General features: G+C 37.1%; 29 protein-coding genes and 1 pseudogene. 14 read left to right on the top strand and 16 right to left on the bottom strand.

Annotation, left to right across the window (positions count from 1 at the left end):
• The first annotated feature begins 15 nt into the window (after positions 1 to 15).
• Positions 16 to 396 (top strand): HEPN domain-containing protein, encoded by a 381-nt coding sequence (locus tag QXI54_07430; protein ID MEM0302982.1) that lies wholly within the window; start codon positions 16 to 18, stop codon positions 394 to 396.
• Positions 369 to 680 carry a nucleotidyltransferase domain-containing protein gene (locus QXI54_07435; GenBank protein ID MEM0302983.1) on the top strand — a complete coding sequence of 104 codons (312 nt, stop codon included), beginning with the start codon at positions 369 to 371 and terminating at the stop codon, positions 678 to 680. The genes QXI54_07430 and QXI54_07435 overlap by 28 nt, the downstream gene beginning before the upstream one ends.
• Position 681: 1 nt before the next feature.
• On the opposite strand, the gene QXI54_07440 is transcribed toward QXI54_07435, so the two are convergent.
• From QXI54_07440 to QXI54_07475, 8 genes are all read right to left on the bottom strand, one after another.
• Positions 682 to 1,911 (bottom strand): GDP-mannose 4,6-dehydratase, encoded by a 1,230-nt coding sequence (locus tag QXI54_07440; GenBank protein ID MEM0302984.1) that lies wholly within the window; start codon positions 1,909 to 1,911, stop codon positions 682 to 684.
• 47 nt (positions 1,912 to 1,958) lie between these two features.
• A complete protein-coding gene (locus QXI54_07445; protein ID MEM0302985.1) occupies positions 1,959 to 2,300 on the bottom strand; it encodes a nucleotidyltransferase domain-containing protein in 342 nt (113 codons plus the stop codon).
• Between the two features lie 150 nt (positions 2,301 to 2,450).
• A complete protein-coding gene (locus tag QXI54_07450; protein ID MEM0302986.1) occupies positions 2,451 to 2,879 on the bottom strand; it encodes a nucleotidyltransferase domain-containing protein in 429 nt (142 codons plus the stop codon).
• Complete coding sequence (locus QXI54_07455) at positions 2,857 to 3,021, bottom strand: HEPN domain-containing protein (protein ID MEM0302987.1); 165 nt, start codon at positions 3,019 to 3,021, stop codon at positions 2,857 to 2,859. Before QXI54_07455 ends, QXI54_07450 begins: the two co-directional genes overlap by 23 nt.
• A complete protein-coding gene (locus QXI54_07460) occupies positions 3,015 to 3,248 on the bottom strand; it encodes a HEPN domain-containing protein (GenBank protein ID MEM0302988.1) in 234 nt (77 codons plus the stop codon). Before QXI54_07460 ends, QXI54_07455 begins: the two co-directional genes overlap by 7 nt.
• Before the next feature lie 48 nt (positions 3,249 to 3,296).
• Entirely contained in the window at positions 3,297 to 3,428 is a 132-nt protein-coding gene (locus tag QXI54_07465) for a hypothetical protein (GenBank protein ID MEM0302989.1), read from the bottom strand.
• A gap of 42 nt (positions 3,429 to 3,470) precedes the next feature.
• The gene (locus QXI54_07470; protein MEM0302990.1) at positions 3,471 to 3,716 is read right to left on the bottom strand and encodes a HEPN domain-containing protein; all 246 of its coding nucleotides are present in this window, start codon (positions 3,714 to 3,716) and stop codon (positions 3,471 to 3,473) included.
• Positions 3,709 to 4,194, bottom strand: coding sequence for a nucleotidyltransferase domain-containing protein (locus tag QXI54_07475; GenBank protein ID MEM0302991.1), 486 nt, complete (start codon positions 4,192 to 4,194; stop codon positions 3,709 to 3,711). The genes QXI54_07470 and QXI54_07475 overlap by 8 nt, the downstream gene beginning before the upstream one ends.
• 425 nt (positions 4,195 to 4,619) lie before the next feature.
• On the opposite strand from QXI54_07475, the gene QXI54_07480 reads away from it, so the two are divergent.
• From QXI54_07480 to QXI54_07500, 5 genes and pseudogenes are all read left to right on the top strand, one after another.
• Positions 4,620 to 4,865: a hypothetical protein gene (locus tag QXI54_07480; GenBank protein MEM0302992.1), complete on the top strand. Its 246-nt coding sequence runs from the start codon at positions 4,620 to 4,622 to the stop codon at positions 4,863 to 4,865.
• Positions 4,866 to 4,898: 33 nt separating this feature from the next.
• A pseudogene (locus tag QXI54_07485) lies at positions 4,899 to 5,240 on the top strand (HEPN domain-containing protein).
• Positions 5,241 to 5,308: 68 nt separating this feature from the next.
• Entirely contained in the window at positions 5,309 to 6,097 is a 789-nt protein-coding gene (locus tag QXI54_07490; protein MEM0302993.1) for a hypothetical protein, read from the top strand.
• A 365-nt stretch (positions 6,098 to 6,462) separates the two neighbouring features.
• Positions 6,463 to 7,287 carry an FkbM family methyltransferase gene (locus tag QXI54_07495; GenBank protein ID MEM0302994.1) on the top strand — a complete coding sequence of 275 codons (825 nt, stop codon included), beginning with the start codon at positions 6,463 to 6,465 and terminating at the stop codon, positions 7,285 to 7,287.
• Between the two features lie 275 nt (positions 7,288 to 7,562).
• The gene (locus QXI54_07500) at positions 7,563 to 8,687 is read left to right on the top strand and encodes a glycosyltransferase family 4 protein (GenBank protein ID MEM0302995.1); all 1,125 of its coding nucleotides are present in this window, start codon (positions 7,563 to 7,565) and stop codon (positions 8,685 to 8,687) included.
• 83 nt (positions 8,688 to 8,770) lie between these two features.
• Here QXI54_07500 and QXI54_07505 read toward each other — a convergent pair whose 3' ends face one another.
• Positions 8,771 to 9,679 carry a hypothetical protein gene (locus QXI54_07505; GenBank protein MEM0302996.1) on the bottom strand — a complete coding sequence of 303 codons (909 nt, stop codon included), beginning with the start codon at positions 9,677 to 9,679 and terminating at the stop codon, positions 8,771 to 8,773.
• Between the two features lie 165 nt (positions 9,680 to 9,844).
• On the opposite strand from QXI54_07505, the gene QXI54_07510 reads away from it, so the two are divergent.
• Together QXI54_07510 and QXI54_07515 are read left to right on the top strand one after the other, a co-directional pair.
• Positions 9,845 to 10,102, top strand: a complete 258-nt coding sequence (locus QXI54_07510; GenBank protein MEM0302997.1) for a hypothetical protein — start codon at positions 9,845 to 9,847, stop codon at positions 10,100 to 10,102.
• A gap of 50 nt (positions 10,103 to 10,152) precedes the next feature.
• Positions 10,153 to 10,338, top strand: coding sequence for a hypothetical protein (locus QXI54_07515; GenBank protein MEM0302998.1), 186 nt, complete (start codon positions 10,153 to 10,155; stop codon positions 10,336 to 10,338).
• A gap of 248 nt (positions 10,339 to 10,586) precedes the next feature.
• Here the strand turns inward: QXI54_07515 and QXI54_07520 are convergent, their stop codons facing one another.
• The 7 genes from QXI54_07520 to QXI54_07550 form a co-directional block, all read right to left on the bottom strand.
• A complete protein-coding gene (locus QXI54_07520; protein MEM0302999.1) occupies positions 10,587 to 10,916 on the bottom strand; it encodes a nucleotidyltransferase domain-containing protein in 330 nt (109 codons plus the stop codon).
• Positions 10,898 to 11,284 (bottom strand): HEPN domain-containing protein, encoded by a 387-nt coding sequence (locus QXI54_07525; protein MEM0303000.1) that lies wholly within the window; start codon positions 11,282 to 11,284, stop codon positions 10,898 to 10,900. Before QXI54_07525 ends, QXI54_07520 begins: the two co-directional genes overlap by 19 nt.
• 42 nt (positions 11,285 to 11,326) lie before the next feature.
• Complete coding sequence (locus QXI54_07530; protein ID MEM0303001.1) at positions 11,327 to 11,641, bottom strand: nucleotidyltransferase domain-containing protein; 315 nt, start codon at positions 11,639 to 11,641, stop codon at positions 11,327 to 11,329.
• Complete coding sequence (locus QXI54_07535) at positions 11,629 to 11,751, bottom strand: hypothetical protein (GenBank protein ID MEM0303002.1); 123 nt, start codon at positions 11,749 to 11,751, stop codon at positions 11,629 to 11,631. Before QXI54_07535 ends, QXI54_07530 begins: the two co-directional genes overlap by 13 nt.
• Positions 11,738 to 11,896, bottom strand: a complete 159-nt coding sequence (locus QXI54_07540; GenBank protein MEM0303003.1) for a HEPN domain-containing protein — start codon at positions 11,894 to 11,896, stop codon at positions 11,738 to 11,740. Before QXI54_07540 ends, QXI54_07535 begins: the two co-directional genes overlap by 14 nt.
• 78 nt (positions 11,897 to 11,974) lie before the next feature.
• Entirely contained in the window at positions 11,975 to 12,298 is a 324-nt protein-coding gene (locus tag QXI54_07545) for a nucleotidyltransferase domain-containing protein (GenBank protein MEM0303004.1), read from the bottom strand.
• Positions 12,295 to 12,672, bottom strand: coding sequence for a HEPN domain-containing protein (locus tag QXI54_07550; protein ID MEM0303005.1), 378 nt, complete (start codon positions 12,670 to 12,672; stop codon positions 12,295 to 12,297). The genes QXI54_07545 and QXI54_07550 overlap by 4 nt, the downstream gene beginning before the upstream one ends.
• Positions 12,673 to 12,813: 141 nt before the next feature.
• Here QXI54_07550 and QXI54_07555 point away from each other — a divergent pair, with 141 nt between their 5' ends.
• The 5 genes from QXI54_07555 to cbpB all read left to right on the top strand — a co-directional run bounded on the left by QXI54_07555 (position 12,814) and on the right by cbpB (position 17,465).
• Positions 12,814 to 13,227 carry a HEPN domain-containing protein gene (locus QXI54_07555; protein MEM0303006.1) on the top strand — a complete coding sequence of 138 codons (414 nt, stop codon included), beginning with the start codon at positions 12,814 to 12,816 and terminating at the stop codon, positions 13,225 to 13,227.
• On the top strand, positions 13,190 to 13,516 hold the full coding sequence (locus QXI54_07560; protein ID MEM0303007.1) for a nucleotidyltransferase domain-containing protein: 327 nt from the start codon (positions 13,190 to 13,192) through the stop codon (positions 13,514 to 13,516). Before QXI54_07555 ends, QXI54_07560 begins: the two co-directional genes overlap by 38 nt.
• Before the next feature lie 124 nt (positions 13,517 to 13,640).
• Positions 13,641 to 14,774 carry a glycosyltransferase gene (locus tag QXI54_07565; protein ID MEM0303008.1) on the top strand — a complete coding sequence of 378 codons (1,134 nt, stop codon included), beginning with the start codon at positions 13,641 to 13,643 and terminating at the stop codon, positions 14,772 to 14,774.
• A 40-nt stretch (positions 14,775 to 14,814) separates the two neighbouring features.
• The gene (locus tag QXI54_07570; protein ID MEM0303009.1) at positions 14,815 to 15,873 is read left to right on the top strand and encodes a DUF2117 domain-containing protein; all 1,059 of its coding nucleotides are present in this window, start codon (positions 14,815 to 14,817) and stop codon (positions 15,871 to 15,873) included.
• Between the two features lie 338 nt (positions 15,874 to 16,211).
• Positions 16,212 to 17,465, top strand: a complete 1,254-nt coding sequence (gene cbpB, locus QXI54_07575) for a peptide-modifying radical SAM enzyme CbpB (protein MEM0303010.1) — start codon at positions 16,212 to 16,214, stop codon at positions 17,463 to 17,465.
• Positions 17,466 to 17,534 lie beyond the last annotated feature (69 nt).

The following is a 17,534-nucleotide window of genomic DNA, read 5'->3' on the forward strand; positions in this document are numbered from 1 at the left end:
AAGACTACTAAGTTTGTGATAGAAGAAGCGAGTAGATGGCTAAAACAGGCGTTAAAAGATCTTGAAGCTGGGCAAAGAAATTTTGAAATTGGTGAATATTATTTAGTTGCCTTTCTCGCTCAGCAAGCGGTCGAGAAAGCTTTAAAGGCTCTCTATATCAACAAATTCAGGGAATCAACACAAACACATTCCTTAGTTTTCTTAGGAAAAGCAGTAGGAATACCCGAAGAGTTCTTGGGAATATTGCGAGATTTAACGCCGGATTTTGTAATCTCAAGATATCCTGACGTTGCTGGAGAAGTCCCATATGAAATATACGATGATAACATCGCCAAGAGAAAGCTTGAAAATGCTAAGAAGGTGGTAGAATGGGTGAAGAGGGAATTGCAGAGATAAAGGAGTTTGTTGAAAAGCTAAGGAAAGAAATAGGGGAATTGAAAGCGATATTTTTCGGCAGCAGAGTGAGAGGAGATTATTTAAAAACTTCGGATTTCGATTTAATTCTGATAAGCGAAAAGTTTAAAGGAATGCATTTTCTCGATAGAATTCGCTTTATTTACGAGTTTTGGGACAAAAAAGAACATCTTGACGTATTCTGTTACACAGAGGAGGAGTTTGAAAAGAAAAAGAACGAGATAGGGACGGTTAAAAAAGCTTTAGAAGAGGGAATTTTGCTCTGAGTTAATTCCTTCTTCTTGCATCGAGATAGTAGTTCAGCTGGTCTCTTATAATGTCTTTAATGCTGTGTTCAGCCCTGAATCCCAAATCTTGAACCTTTCTGGTATCTGAAAGCAAAATTGGAACTTCAGCTGGTCTGAAGCGAGTTGCATCGAATTCTATGGCAACTTTCCCCTTATCTGTGAAGGCAAAGATTCCCTTGTCTTCGAGCTCGAAGTAGATTTCATCCTTAAGCATCATCTCATCAATCACAGTTTTTTCGAACTTCACACCAAAGAGCTCTGAATCGCTTATCTCAGTTGGCTTCTCGACCTTTTTTTCACCTTTGAAGGTTTCAATTCTCTCAATCGTGTAGCCAGCCATTTCTAAGGCAAGAAGTATATAGCTAAGCACAGAATTCGTTCTCATAGAGCCTTGATTGTAAACTTCCCCATATTTTGCTTTGAGGGCAAGCAAACAATAGCCCTTGACAATGTCTTCTACATGGCTCCAGTCTCTAAATGCGTTAACATTTCCAATGCTTATTCTTTCGAGCTCTCCAAATCTAAGCTTCATAACTTGCAACGCGATGTTGGCGGTGACAAACATCTTTCCCCTTCCCGCCCCTTCGTGGTTGAAAGCCCTCGAAACTATTGTCCTCAAGCCATAGGAGTGATAATAATTCCTGAAAAGAAAGTCCCCATATACCTTGCTCACCGCATATGGCGACATCGGTCTCAATGGATTCGTCTCTTTTATGGGCAACTCTGGAATTCTTTCGGGCTCGGGATGAATGTTTTTGCCCTGAGACTTTATTTTTTGATATTGCTTTTCAGAACTGATTACAAGCCCGTATTCCTCGCTTGAACCCGCAAAAACAACGACTGGATCTATGTTTTTAATTCTTATTGCTTCAAGCAAATTCAGAGTCCCGATGCAGTTTGTTTGCATCGTCTCAACGGGGTTCACGAAAGATTGAGGAACAAAGGATTGTGCGGCAAGGTGAAAAACGATTTCTGGCTGTGATAAGTCTAAAGCTCGAGCAATTGAGGAGATGTCGAGCAAATCTCCATCTATTAGCTTCAAATCCCCATATATTCCTCTTTCAACAAGATTCTGAGGAGCAGACCAGTCTGCCCTTCTCCTTAGGATGCCATAGACTTCTGCTCCTTGATTTAGCAAGTATCTTGCAAGATAAGAGCCAACGAAACCGCTTATACCAGTAATTAAAACCCTCCAATTTTCAAAGTTCATGGATTTAATATGAATCTTGTTTTTAAAATTTGCGCTGTGCTTTGAGTTCAAACTTTTAAAAGCTTCTTTATGAATTTTCTATACCACTCGAACTCTCTCTCGTTTATCAGATGGATTTCAAAAGGGGCGAACAAATCTATTTCCGCCTTTTTGAGAATTTCGACAATCTTTTTTGCCCTTTCTGTAATCAACCTTGGACATAGATTCGAAACAATCATTAGATCTATGTCGCTTGCCATTGTAGCTTTGCCATCAACAACAGAACCGAAAACAAAGATTTCCGCATCCCCCAGCACTTCGATAGCGGCTTTTTTAATTTTCTCTGCATAGTAAACGAAGTTTTCGAAGTATTCTTTTCTCTTTTTCAGATCTAAGCTCGTTTCGAACATAGTTCGTCAAGAAATTCCCTCAGATCCTCTGCATTCTTTAAAAAAGATTCCGCTCTTCGCTTCAGTATTTCTGCTGTTTCAAAACTCATTGAAATTTCTTTTCTCTCCAAAGTTAAAAATTTTTCTGGGTATAAATTGAGCTATATTAACTTAGATCTTTTGAGAATCTGTTTCCTCGGATTCTGGCAGGATTATTGAAACTTTGCTCCTTCTAAGTCCTTTTTCTACCATTTCTTTATAAATTTGCCTTAAGATCTCGAATTCTTCATCGCTGTAAAGCAAAACTCCTTCCTCTAACGCGTCAACGAGCGTTATATTTCCCCTTTTTAGCATTTCAATCGCCTCACTTAGCGTGTAAGGATGCGGTTCGACCTTTGAAGGGAGAAGCTCGAGAAGTTTGCCAATTCTTTCCAAAAATTTTTCTTTGAAATCTGCAATGATCAATAAGTCGTAATCGCTCCATGGCTTGTGGTCTTTTCTGGCTCTCGAACCAAATAGAATTATAGCATGGACTTTATAGCTTTTCTTGAGCTTGTTCACTGCTTCCCTAAGAATTTCATCTGATGAACTTTCTTGCATATTCAACAACCCTTTCTGCAATTTCAACAGCTCTTCTTGCAGTTTCTTCATCATAAGCTTCATGTGGAGTTCCTGAAGGCAGGGAATCAGGGTATCTCGATGTTATATAATGTCTATCGAGCTCTCTTGCAAAGCTTAACATCTTTTCCTCCTTTTCTCCAATTCTCTCAAAAACCTTTCAAGGAGCTCTCTTACACTATGTCCCCAAGGAACTTCGTTTAGAGAGTAAAGCAAAGCCTTCACAGCTTTTTCAGCGCTTTGATGTGCGTAGAAAACAGAGAAGTTGTATCTACCCTTTTTCCGCAATATTTTCGCAGTCTCTAAATCCCAGAGGGCTTCACTGAACCATCTTTTAGCTTCTCCCCTCATTTGAAGACATTTCGCCTATGCATTAATATGTTTTTCTGCCAATTTGAATCATTTTAAAACAGAATCCAGAAGCTTTTTGCAGTTCTGGAGAACGAATTCACAATCGAGCAGTGCATTTTTTGCATCATCTTCACAATAAATTTCCTCAGGAGTCAATGAGAGTTCTTCGTCACCATACATGCTACTCTTTCCCTTCTCAGCGTTCTCGAAATTGTAGCCATTCTATTTATGTTCTGTTTGAACCAATTTGGGAAAATGGGAATTCTTTCTCAGCAGTGGTCCGACATCGTGGATTTTTGGTGGTTCTATTCCGACAATTCTCAAAGCAGCTTTAAGCGAGAGCTCTACAGCCTCCTGACACTCTCTTATCGTATAGGGATAGTTTCCATCTTCAAAGGCTTCTTTAGCATGCTTTAACCTTTCCTCAGCTTGGCGAAGATAGGATCTTGCCATAGAGATGTTATTCAATCTTTATCACCTCTCCAAACTTGTAATCAGGCTTTAGGATCCAGAACCATCTTTTTCCCATTCTTACTCTTTTCGCACCGAGCTTTTCGAGCTTTTTTCGCAGATCTTCGATCAGATTTTTAAAGAAATCGTTTCTATCGTGCAGTATTATCGCATCCTCAACCATATCAAGCAGTATTGGCGGGTATTTTGCTACTTCTTCAGGCGTCTTCATAATTGGAGAGATTTCAATCGTGTAATCCTCTAACGCTTCCATAATTTCGACCAAATTGCTTTCAACCTCCAAAAACTCTTCCTGTCTCTTTAATCTGCTCTTCGGCAATCCTTCGATCACGAGAAGAAGATCAATGTCGCTATCTCTCCTCGCTTCTCCTCTTGCTACTGAGCCGAATAAAACGACAGAAATTAGTCTCTTGTTGTATTTCTCCTTTAAAGCCTCAACGAGTTTTTCGAGTATGCTTTTATATGGCTCATCCATTAAAACGAATCCGCAAGGAAATTTTTAAGCTTATCGTTGCTTTTCATACCCGCATGACAAGAGCTAAGAATCTGACCATAAATTTGATTTTTAAACTTAAAATGGCTGAAGTCTTGAAAAGAAACTCATAGCTAGCTTAGATCTCAATTCAAGGTTCTAAGGCAGTGATAGCTTCTATAACTTATGAAGCACATGCTTCCGTGAAAAAAGCTACCAGAAAAGAAGCGAAGAAAAGGATTACATGGGGAATATTTGCGGAAACCAACTGAAGGAAAAAAGAGAACAAAGCTTTATTAGCTCTGCTAAAATGAAAAATTAGGATGCAAGAAAAAATCGATGAGGAGAGGCGAAGATATGTTGAACTTTTGCAAAATTAAGTTGAAACAATAGTTGAAAAACTGAGGGATAAAGTAGAGAGAATCAGCTTGATTGGCTCTTATCCAAGTAGAGCGGATTTGTTCACAGATCTTGACGTTTTGATCGTAATGAGAACAGAAAAGAATTTCTTAGAAAGGATTAGGGAAATCTACTCTTTGCTATCATTGCCCGTTGATGCAGACATAATTTGCTACACGCCAGAAGAATTTGAGAAAATGAATAATAGCAGTTTTCTGAAGAAGGCATTGGAAAACGAGGTAGTTCTTTATGAGAGACTCTCTCAAAGAAGGTAAAAGATGGCTTGAACAGGCTATCGAAGATCTGAAGTGGGCGAAAGATTTAGCGGAAAGAGTAGGATATCACATTGCTTTTTAGCTCAGCAAATCGGAGATAAGGCACTTAAGGCTTTTCTGTATCACAACGGAGAAGATATAGTAGTTGGACACTCGATAGAAAGGCTATGCCATGCATGCTCAAAATACGACGAATCTTTTGCTGATAAATCGAAAAAATGAGCGATATTGGACAGCTATTATGTTCCCACGAGATATCCCAGCAGCATTCCAGATAGCATTCCCGCAAGAATCTATACGAGAGAATATGCAATAGAAGCGGTTAAAATGGCAGAAGAAATCGTTGAATTTGTCAAGAAGAGAATACAGCGCTGACTAAATTGAGCTTGTGTAAATGATTAAGATTTTGAAAAATTTTATATGCCAATACTTTAAAAGTTTTTATGCTCGATGGGATTCCGAAGAAAGAGTATCCTAAGCTTTTCTATCGCTATATAAAGGAGTTCTTTGAAGTTTTGAGTGGTAAAACGAGTTTGAAGCTTTACTTAGTTTCTAACTATCCAAGTTTTTACAAAGCTGAATTTAGAGAGGGGGAAGTTTTGAAGTGGAAGGGGGCATCCCTCCCAAGTAAATTTATTTTTGAAGGCAAGAAGTATAAATATTTTTATCATAGCTACAATACCACATGGAAAAATGAGAGAGCTGTAGAGATACCAATTCTATACAATCTATATTTAGAATATTTAAGTAAAAAATTAAAAATATTAGAGATTGGAAACGTTTTTTCTCATTATTTTAATGTCAAGCATGTAATTGTTGACAAATATGAAAAAGCACCAAACGTGATAAATGAGGACGTTGTCGATTTCTCCTTGAATGATAAATTTGATTTTATATTTAGTATTTCTACTTTAGAACATGTAGGTTGGGATGAAAAACCACGAGAACCAGGAAAAATATTTAGAGCTGTATCTAACTTAAAAGATCTATTAGCTGAAAATGGTTTGCTAGTGATAACACTTCCCGTTGGTTATAATCCTGTTGTTGACGAGCTATTAAAAAATGAGAATAAAAATCCTGTAATTTTTGACAAGATTTTTTATATGAAAAAAGTTTCTATTTGTGAATGGGAGCAATGCGGCGCTGATTCTTGCCTAAATCTAAAATATGATTTTAAAACTCCTTCTGCTAGAGCTGTTGCTATTTGTTTATACAAAAATAATAAAATTTGATATTTTTCAAAGACAGCTTCATAAAACTTTAAAGTCTCTGAATTTTTCCAATTGAAAAGTCTACTTCTATCTAAAGCTCTTTTGTCCATCCTTTTTTGTCCAAAACCCCCAGAATAGCCTATAAAAATTTTTAAGGCTTTTTTTGAATTTCCAGTGTAAAATAAAAGTGACTAGACGCTCAATAGAAAGAATAAGCTCAAAAAAACCGCTAATTTTTTAAACAGAAAAATTCCTAGTAGCATTTCTCTATGAATATACGAAAAACTATGCGATCAAAATATGTCATGAGTTTTTTGGAAAACTGCAAAAATTCTTCTGATTAAGATTTTGAAAAAATTTTATATGCCAATGCTTTAAAAGATTTTATGCTCGATGGGATTCCGAAGAAAGAGTATCCTAAGCTTTTCTATCGCTATGTAAAGGAGTTTTTTGAAGTTCTAAGTGGGAAAACGAGTTTGAAGCTTTATTTGGCATATAATTACCCAAGTTTTTACAAAGCTGAATTAAAGGAAGGAGAAATTCTGAAGTGGAAAGGCAAGAAATTTAAGCTCCCAAAAGCAGTAGCTTACTCACTTGAGGCAACATTTATAATGGGTGGGATGTATTCTATTCCAGAATGCCATGTTGCTCAAGGAGACATTGTTTTCGATGTCGGAGCACACTTCGGCTTCTTCTCTTGCTACGCTTTGCAAGAGGGGGCAAAGAAAATCTACGCTTTCGAGCCAAATCCATATGTTTTTGAAATTCTCAAAGAACATGCAAATATTTGGAACAAAGAAAAAATAGAGCCCTTTTGCTTGGCTTTATCTTCTTTTGAAGGAGAAGCTGAATTATTCTTGACTAATGAGCTTGGAACTGTTTCTACATTGCTAAAAAGTAGAGATAACACGATTTTGAGATGGCAAAAGTATGAAAAAAGTGTGAAAGTAAAAACAACAACAATAGACAAATTCGTTGAAGAAACCAATATCGAAAAAGTTGATTTCATAAAAATCGATACTGAAGGCTACGAAAGAGAAATAATCAAGGGTGCAAAGGAAACCATAAGGAAATTCAAACCAAAAATGGCAATCTCAGCCTATCATTTGCCAGATGACAAGGAGAAGATTCCTGAGCTCATTCTTTCGATAAGGGATGATTATAGGTTTAAGCTTGTGAATAAAGGAGATGAAGACTTGTTTTTCTTTTAGTGTTTTTGCGTAAGCACACGTCTCAAATACCAATTCTATAAAAATTTGGCATTTAACATCTGAAAAGTTACCCCTTCTCTAAAAGTTTTTTATTTAACAAAATTTTTTAAAGATACTCGTTGAATTTACGCTTCTTGTTAACGGTTAATTTTTCATTAACTCTAAATACGATTTTAAAACGATTTTTGTCGAGCTTAATTTATATGAAATAAATATAAAAATTATGATTTTATTCAAAACAAAAAATTAATATTTTTTGGCAAAACCAAATAAATATGAAAATAGCTGCGGTTCAAAGTCATTTGATTCAATTAAGAGGTGCGGAAAGAGCTTTTTTAGAGATGGTCACATCTTTGAAATCCAGAGGACACGATATTGACGTCTACACGGTTACGATTTCAAATTACTTCTTAGAAAAATTCAGAGAGAATGATATTAGAACATACACTCTGAGATGCGTAAATATGAAACCCTCAGCTCATCTCGCAAGAATGCGTTCTCTTTTGAGAAATTACTCTATTCTTTCTCTTTACAGGCTTTCGAAGAGAATAAATAAGGGGAATTACGATGTAGCTTTTGTTCACCATTTTTTTTCTTCTCCTATAATACCTTTCCTGAAAATTCCCAAGGTTTATTATTGTCAAGAACCCGTTCGGGTGGTATATGAGCCCAACGAATTCTTTATAAAGTTAGCTTATCTGCCTTATAGTTATATTGACAAGTATTCTGTTAGAGGAGCAAATTTAGTCTTAGCTAACTCCGACTTTACTCGCGAATACATTTATAAAATATATGGCATTTTCTCAATAACCAATTATCTTGGCGTTGACATTAAGAAGTTTAGAAGGGTTGAAACTGAAAAAGAGAATTTTATTTTATCGGTTGGAGTGATACACCCTATAAAGGCCCACGATTTTGTTTTAAGATCTTTAGGATTGATTCCAGAGCAAAAAAGACCGAAGTTGATTGTAGTTGGAAGCGGATCAGAGAAAATCAAGAGTTATCTAAGAAGGCTTGCTGAAAATTTGGGAGTTGTATTAGAAATAAAGGAGAACATCGAAGACAGCGAATTGGTATATCTTTACAATAAAGCAAAATTAACCGCTGTAGCACACGTAATGGAGCCTTTTGGATTAACTGCGGTAGAATCAATGGCATGTGGGACGCCAGTGGTAGCTGTGAGAGAGGGGGGGCTTAGAGAGTCAGTTTTTGATGGTTTGACGGGTATTTTAACTAACCGAGATGAAAGGGAATTTGCAAATGCCATAGAATACGTTTTAGATAATCCAGATGTTGCTGAAAAAATGGGAAAGAAAGGTAGAGAGAGGGTAGAGAGGCATTTTACTTGGGAAAAATGCGCCCGAGAGTTAGAAAAAAATTTAAGAAGAGTAATAATATAATGTATTTCCGCTTTTAATTTTGGTTTTTCCTATATTTCCACTTAGTATAAATCGCAACCTCAACGCTGTAAATAAAGTCTCGGCTAAATAGTGTGTTTTAGAGTCCTATTATTTTCACTTTTTAAATTTTTCAATCTTATCTCAATCAACCTAAAAAAGTTCTCCAAGCCATTCCCTGAATCTATACCTTTCAAGCTTTTCAAAGCATTTTCATAGCTATCGAGTCCTAGAAACTCAAAAACACCCATTTCCCACATTTTCAAGCTTGCTTCGAGCTTCTTTGAAAAATCTTTGAGGAGGTTGATCTGAATGAATAGCGAGTATATAAGCGAGTAGACTATAAATTTAAGAGTTCTTGAAGACTTCATCAAAAAAAGTAATAAATAGCAAAGGTTAAATTCCGTAGCCAGCAAAAACCATCCAAATTTTCCAAGCTTAGACTGGTAAAAAAGTATTTTTCCTATTTTTTTCATAAAATTAAATGTATTCTGATTTTTAAAATGAGTTATTTGAGCTCCATATATTAAATACAGTATCTTGCAGCATAGTTGCCAAGACTCAAAAATCGAAAATTTTTTTAATTTTTTAAAATTTGTTTCCATCTCGGTATGTAATATGTAGTATCTTCGATCTAAAACAAATGGCTTAACTTTAGAAGCCCAGACAAAGTGAATTAATCCAGAAGGCACTACGTAATTCTTATGAAAAAGTCTAAAAATTTCATGCGCTTGTTTTGATTTAGTTTCTTTTCTACAAATTGCATAAACTTTACTATCATTTTTACTTATAATTTTCTTTAAATCCTTCAAAAGTTCATCGCTAGGCTCTTCATCATCCTCTAAGTGCAGAATCCATTCGTTTTTGCAGAGCTCGAGTCCAATTTTATAGTAAAGTTCAACCATTCCAAGAGGTGGAAGCCAGTAAATCCTTGCATAGGGAATTCTATTCTTCATTTCCTCAAATTTTTCTTTATCCGAGGAATCTATTATCACGATTTCGTCAACGTAATCTTTTATTTTCTCAGAAAGCTTGACTACGTTCTCAACTCTGTTCATTGAAAAGATTAAGGCAGAGATCATCGTTCTTAAAATATTGCCTAGTTTTTTAAAGCTTTTCGATACCGTAAAACTAAAAAAGCTTAAATAAAATCTGATGCTATGAAAGCAATAATCGGAGCTCCAGTAAATTCGAAATCAGCCTTTATTCTTGAGAAGTCCATCGAAAATCAAAAAGAGATTCATAAAACCTCGAAAATCGAATGCAAAACAGTTTTTGCTACGGAAGAAAATGAATTTGCAGAAAAGTTAAAGAAAAAAGTAGAAAAAGGTTTTGAAGTAATCGAATTCGAAATTCTTAGGCCTGTGAATGCGAAGGATAGAATCTGGAACATAGCTTCAGCAAGAAATGCTATATGAGAATACTTTCTCCAAAGTGACGCGGTTTTTCTAATCTTTATGGATTCGGAATGATCTTCGAAGCTGAAATCGTTAACAAACTGCTCGAATTTGCGAATTTCTACGATGTTGTTTACAATGGCTATCTTGACAGAGGAAATCCTAAAGGGATAAACCTGACGGGTTTCGGCGGGACTTTGATCAAAAGGTGGGTCATGGAAAAGGTTAGATTTAGATGCAAAGAGAAAAAATGGTAGAGTAATCGATGAAGGAGTTTATTTTGAATTTGACCTCGTAAAACTAAGAGCAAAAATATACCGAGGCTTTATAGCCTACTCTGAGCATCACGATCCTGAAAATCCTCCATCAATTTGCTATCCAAGAAAATTAACGAGATGGGAGAGAATAAGAAACGATCCAAGGTTTAGATTTTGCATCCATCTAATCTCCATCCCACTCTGCTACGACATTCTTTGGCATTTGTCTATGAAGTTGAAGAATTAGCTCAGAACTCCTTATAGACATCGATGAATCTCTTGTAGAACTCCCATTTTCTTTCATCGAGCACGTGCAACTCAAAGAAATACCATCTCCGCGAAATCTCTGCCTTGAATTTCAGAATTTTTTCTCTGTCTTTGCAATCGGTGACAATTGCGATGTCGACGTCGGAAAGCATCAAGTCGTAATCTCCACGAGCTACTGAGCCAAAGAGAAAAACTCTGCAATTTCCAAAGTAATTCTCAGCAATTCTTTTCAATTCTCTGAGATGAAACTCGAGATTTCTAAAAATTTCTTCTCTCTTTTTCCTTTCTTCTATCAATCTCTCGACAACCATTCTTTAAACCTCTCCTTGAATTTTTCAAGAGTATTTATCATCAGCTCCACTTCCTTTTCAGAATAGTCTCTCGGCAAGTATCTCGAAAGGATGTAGGCGTCTTCTATGTCCTTTATTATTATCTCGTTCTCCTCGTAAAATTCCAAAAAAGATTTATCGAGCTTCGATAAATCGTTAAAAAGCCTTGTTAAACTATGGGTCTTTGGAAAATATCCTAATTCCTTTGCAAGTATAAATTTTAGGTAAAGCTGTAAAGCCTGCTCAACGTTGAAAGCTGATAAATCAAAGACTTTTGTCCTGTAAAGGTATTTTGCGATTTCTTCAAACTTTTTAGCTCTTTCAGCGAAGACCTCTATCTCTTCTTTCACGTAAACAATTCCGCGCCCAAGTATTTAGCTTTAATGCAGAGATTAAACGACCTTCTCGAAATCCTTTCCAACGAACTTCAAAAATTTCTCCCATTTTTCTTTTGTAAGCAGATGAAATTCGAAAGGAGAATCGAAGTATTTGTTAAAAAGCAAATCGTAAACCATTAGCCTTTTCTCTCTATTTTCGAACTCGTTTGAAACGATTGCAACGTCAATGTCGCTGAGCCCGATCGAAAAATCACCGCGAATTACAGAGCCGAGGACAAAGATTTCAAAGTCCTTGCAAATCTTTGAAACGAGTTCAGCAACTTCTTGCAAATATTTCTTGTAATTTTTGAAATACTCTACTCTTTCCATAGCATCGCCCTTATTTCTCTCAATGCTTCAAAAGCCCTAAGAACTTCGTCTTCGAAAAATTCCTCAAAGTAGTATCTCGAAGTAATGTAAGCTCTTTCAAGATCTCTCATCCAAAAGCTTTGCTTTAATTATCAACTGCATCGCCTGTTCAATATGAAACATTGCGATATCGTAGTCTTTTCTTTCAAAGTTGAACTTGGCGTTCTCCTCGAACTTCTTTGCTCTTTTAAGGTAAAGTTCAATCTCTTCTTTCACATGATTTCTTCAGCAGTCAAATATTTATGTCTTCTCGGTCAAAAGCCTAAGCTGAGAAGCTTGAATTTATACTATCGATTAAACGCTTCTAAACTTTTTAACAAACCTCTTGTAGTATTCCCATCTCTCCTTCGTCAATACATGGAACTCGAATGGCGAATCGAAGAACTTCTCAAGCAGTTCCCCAAAAACTTTCAACTTTAGATCTCTATTCAAAAAGGCGTCGGAAACTATTGCAATGTCTATATCGCTCAATCCAATCGAGTAGTTTCCCTCGGCAACTGAACCAAAGAGAAAGAGCTCCGCATCAGGAACCTCTTCTTTTACAATTTTCTTTATTTCGAGCAAAAAAATCTCGAGATCCTCAAAGTATCTCTTTCTGCGTTCGTAAATGTCTTTCAAGCCCAAATCAGATCCCTCAACGCTTTATACATTTTTAAAGCTTCTTCAACCTCTTCTTTCCGGAACTCCTCTGGATAATATCGTGAAGAAAGATAAGCAAATTCGAGGCTTCTCAGCGTGTTCCAATTCTCCTTTAAAAACTCATTGAGTTCTTCATGCAAAAAAATTTCTGACAGTCCCTCTATTAGCTTCCTTAAGCTGTGCGTTTTTTCGAAGTAGCCAGTCAGATCCAAAAGCTTTGCCTTCAAAATCAACTGACAAGCCTGCTCAACGTGAAACATAGCCAAATCATAATCTCCTCTTTTCAGATCTTCGTTTGCATCTTTTATAAACCCTTCTGCACGTCTCAAAAATACCTCGATCTCTTTTTTCATCTAAATAAGAAAACGAAGAAAAAATAAAAATCTTTTGCAAACTCATCAGCTTTGCAAGGCTATTGAAGAACGAGTTTCAGTTGTCAGAAAAATTTTTATTTTTTAGGAAACAGGAATTAAAAAGAGTAATCTGCTTTGGATATGAGAAGAGAAACGGAGCTATGGCTGAGAACAGCTGAGGAGGATCTTGTGGATTCAAAATCATTTTTGGCGAGTAAAAGATATTTTCGAAGTGCTTTTTTTGCTCAACAGGCAGTTGAAAAAGTCCTAAAAGCTCTTTTCATCGAAATAGCAAGAGAGGATCCGCCAAAAATTCACAGTGTTACGGAACTTTACGGAATTTTAAAGGAAAAAACAGAATTCAGGCTTCCAGATGAACTTGAAGAGCAGTTGTTTGTTTTGAACAAATACTACACGGTCTCAAGGTATCCCGACGCTGCCAATGGACTACCTTCGGAAAGCGTTGATAGAATCGAAGCGGAAAGAGCTTTAAAAATAGCGGAAGAGATCTTTGATTATGCAAGAAGTTTTATCAGAAATAAAGAGAAAAGCTGAGATTTTAAAGGGCGAGCTCGAGAAAAGGGGTTTTATAGTTGATTCAATCTATCTTTTCGGTAGCTACGCAAAAGGGAATTGGTTAAAAACGAGTGACGTGGATTTGATTGTAATCTCAGATGGTTTTGAAAAAATGAAGTTTCTCAAGCGATTGGATCTCGTGAATGAAATTGTCTGGGAAAAAGAGCTTGGAAATTTGGAAGTCTTACCGTTCACGAGTGTGGAAGTTGAAAAAGAAGTTTCTACGGTGCTAAGAGATGCGAAGAAGTATTGGATAAAAATTATTTAACGATCAGCCGAGCTGGGGAAATAAGGGAAAATTTGTCTCTAGTTCATTCTCAGAATTATAGAGCAAGTTTTTTGTTCCCTTTTTAGTAGAACAGTTTTAATAACCTAAGAATTTCTTTGTCTTGATGAGGATTACAATCTTTGGTCCATCAAAACTTTTTCTTTCGGGGGTAAGCTATTACACAATTCGCTTAGCAAATGCTCTCTCTGCTCATGCTGAAGTTAAGGCAATCCTTTTCAGAAAAATGCTCCCGAAAAGGCTTTTTCCAGGATGGAAGAGAGTCGGAGAAAATCTGACAAGAGTCGATTTTAATTCAAAAGTATCAGTTCACGAAATCTTGGACTGGAACAATCCAATAAGCTGGATAAAAGCTTACGGGCTTGCAAAAGATTGCGATGCGTTGATTTTTCAATGGTGGACTTCGAGCGTAGCTCACATGTATTTTGCAATTGAACTGCTAAACAGAAAAAAGATTCCACTAATTCTGGAATTTCATGAAGTCGTTGACCCACTTGAGAACGCAATTCTGCCGATAAGAGCTTACTCACGACTAATGGGTAGATTGGTAAGGAGACTCGCCACTCACTATGTTGTTCACTCGCAAGCGGATAAAGAGCTGATTTCGAAAATCTACAGAATTCCTGAGCAAAGAATCTCAATAATCCCTCACGGGCTTTACGACCACTATGAAAGGATAGAAAAAGCCAAAGAATTGCTTGGCATAAAAGAGAAATTTGTAATCCTATTCTTTGGACTTATAAGACCATACAAAGGCGTTGAATATTTGATTGAGGCTTTTGAAAAACTTCCAGAAGAAATTCTTGGCAATTCAAGGCTTTTAATCGTTGGCGAAATCTGGGAGGACAAAGACGTGGTGAAGAAGATCGGAGATTCAAAGCTCAGGGAAAAGATTACGTTTATCAATAGATACGTGCCAGATGAAGAGGTCTCTCTTTACTTTTCTGCAAGCGATGTGCTCGTTTTACCATACTTAAGAGCCTCGCAGAGCGGAGTTGCACACATCGCAATGAGTTTTGGGCTTCCAATCATAGCCACGAAAGTCGGTGGTCTTTTTGAGTCCCTTTCAAATTACGAGGGAGCTTATTTTGTTGAAGCAAATGCAGAAAGCATCGCTAAAGCACTGCAAAGGATTTACGAAGATCAAAGAAGGGATTTCTTAGCTCCAGCAGAGCTGAAGTGGGAAAATATAGCAAAGAAGTGGATTGAACTAATTGAAGGTCTATGTAGGCAGGTTTAAAATCAAAAAGTCCAAATTTCCTTAGCTAAGAGGTTGAATGATGAAGATCTGCGTGTTTGTTCATGGAGCAGATGCATTTTACTCGAAAGCAATTTTCGATATACTTGGCAAAATTGCGGAATATGGAGACTTTGAAGTATTCATCACTGGCACGATGGCGAGAACCGCTTCGATTGACGTGGATTTTAACGTTAAAGTTTGGAATGGGACCCCATCTGAGCTTTTAAAAGCATTAGAGCGAGAATTTGACCTTTTTCTGCTCTTAAGTTATTCAAAAAGTCCCGAAAGTGGTTATACATTCGGGGAGATCGTTTTCAAAAGAAGTAAGATCCGAAAGCCTTTCCTGCAGTTGGAGCTCTGCAATAAAACTGCAGTTGCATGGAATTGCGAAGCAAAGATTGCGGAAGATCTTGGGTTTAGAATTTTTCAGCCTATGAGCTTTGATAACGTCTGGAGAGAGAATGAAAGAACTTATAGAAGAATTTTAGCCGTGGAGCCGGGGGAATTTCTGCTCGTTGGCGGAATTGTTGTAGGCAAAGTGAGGGATAATGAAGTGCTTTTGGTTGCTGAAAATGGAGAAATAGTTGAATTGCGTGGAGTTGAAATTAAAGAGCATGGCTTGGAAAAGCTTAGAAGGATCTATCAAAAAATCGACTTGGAAAAGATCAAGATCTGCTCTCTAAAGGGGTTTAAGACAAAAGAAGCGGAATTTAAAGGTAAAAGGGGCACTGGAGTGGCTTTTATTGATCATTCTGGCGATATGGTTTACAGATTTGCTGGCAATTGCGAGGGGGCTGTTTGCATTGGCGATGACACGACTGCGATTTCAAGCGAGATCTTCTTTAGGTTTGGAACCCCGGTTTTGGGGATCGTGGACGGAGACAGGGATTTTATTTCACAGGTCAAAAACATTCATTCTGACTCTGAGATCTTTGTCACTAAGCATGACGATCTTGCGGGAAAGATCATTTTCGAGGAAGTATTTTGCGAAAAAGAGATCTTAGAGGAAAATTTCACCAGCTTGAAAGACAGGGTTGCCAAAATTTTGCAATCAAAAGATTTGCTCTTGTCGAGAAAGGCAATGAAGGATTTTATTTAAGTCAAGCAATTTTGTTCTAACGAAATTCTTCGGAAAAGCGACTAATGGCTTATTAGAACCCCATACAATTTTTTTATGCTAAAAATCAACTTTGGAATATTGCATTTCGCTTTTAATGGGATTAGAGTAAAAATTCACTGCTCAGAGCCCAAAACTTCGCTTAAGCTGAAATTAAAAAATTCTTGATTTCAAATCAAGATAATTAGAAAAGCTTATATACTGCCTTGTCAAACGAATAACATGGCGGTTGCTTTCCAATTTGAGTGCGAAGTCGGAGGAGGACTTACCCATTACATAATGGGAGAGGATTCCCCATTTTAATTTTTTGAGGTGTTTTTATGGCGTTGCAAAACACTAAGATCGATGACTTTGGATTGGCAATTGATCCTGAGACTAATTTTTGGAGTATTTATGACTCTGAAATTCCCGAAGAAATTCTGAGGCTATATGATCAGCGGAGAGAAGAGCTAAAGGAAAAAATGCAAAGATACCGTTTTGAAGTCAATTTCAACACCGTCTACGTTAATCCAACTGAAAGGTGCAACGCAAACTGCCCCTATTGCTACATTCCTGAGAAGCTCAGGAAAAAGGGAGAACAAATGAGTTCGAATGAGCTTGAATCTTTTGTTGAAAGAATTGTGGAGCTTGGAATAAAGAACGTGATCTTTCACGGTGCGGAGCCCCTTTTAATGAAAAATAAGCTCTTTGAATTAATTGAAAACAATCCAGAAATGAGCTTCGGAATTCAGACAAATGGATTTCTGCTAACTGAAGAAGATGCGGATTTTTTGAGGCAAAAGAACGTCAACGTCGGGATCTCTTTTGATTCCCCTGTGAGAGAAATTGAAGATTTTTTGAGAGGCAAAGGGCATTTTGACAAGGCAAACGAGATCATAGACTGGTTTTCTGGTTATCGAAAATTCAACGTTATTACGACAATAACAAGGTTTAACTACTCTCAGCTAAGCGATCTGATCGATTTCCTTGCAGGAAAGGTGAGAGTTGTTTTAATGAACCCTGTAAGAGGAACAAGTCAAGGCGGTAGGAAGCTAAGAGCTGATCCTAAGGAGGCGAGTGCTGAATTTATAAAGGCGGTCGAAAGGGCGATCTGGCACACGAAGAACGGAAGAAGAATCGTAATTGGCGACTTTGCAAACATTGTCCTTGGGATCGTTGCACCTTACTCAAGGGTGCTTCAGTGTGATATTTCGCCGTGCGGCGGAGGAAGGAGATTTTTCGCTTTAACTCCAGAGGGAATCTTCCCTTGTAGTGAGTTTGTTGGAATTGAAGAATTCAAAATACCAATTGAGGCTTTGAAAGACCCTGTTAAGCTAAGCAAGAGCTTAGGAGCTATTAGGGTTAGGACTGTTGAGAGAATTGAGGAATGCAGAGACTGCATTTACAGAAACGTCTGCGGAAGTCCTTGTCCAGCGGAGGTTTACGCCGAAAAGGGCACTTTTTTCAGCAAAAGTCCCTACTGCGAGTTCTACAAGGCTTTGATAGAGCATGCGTTCCGTGTAATAAGGCGTGGAGACGTTGAGAGCGTTGTAGAGCTTGGAAAGATGAAGAAGGTTTACGAGATTAGAAATTAAGAATAATAGTTCGTGATCCATAAACCCAGATCAATTAGATTGGAAGTTAATGGTAATTTTTATAAGTGA

This window comes from Archaeoglobaceae archaeon (genome assembly GCA_038734275.1).
Lineage (GTDB): Archaea > Halobacteriota > Archaeoglobi > Archaeoglobales > Archaeoglobaceae > WYZ-LMO2.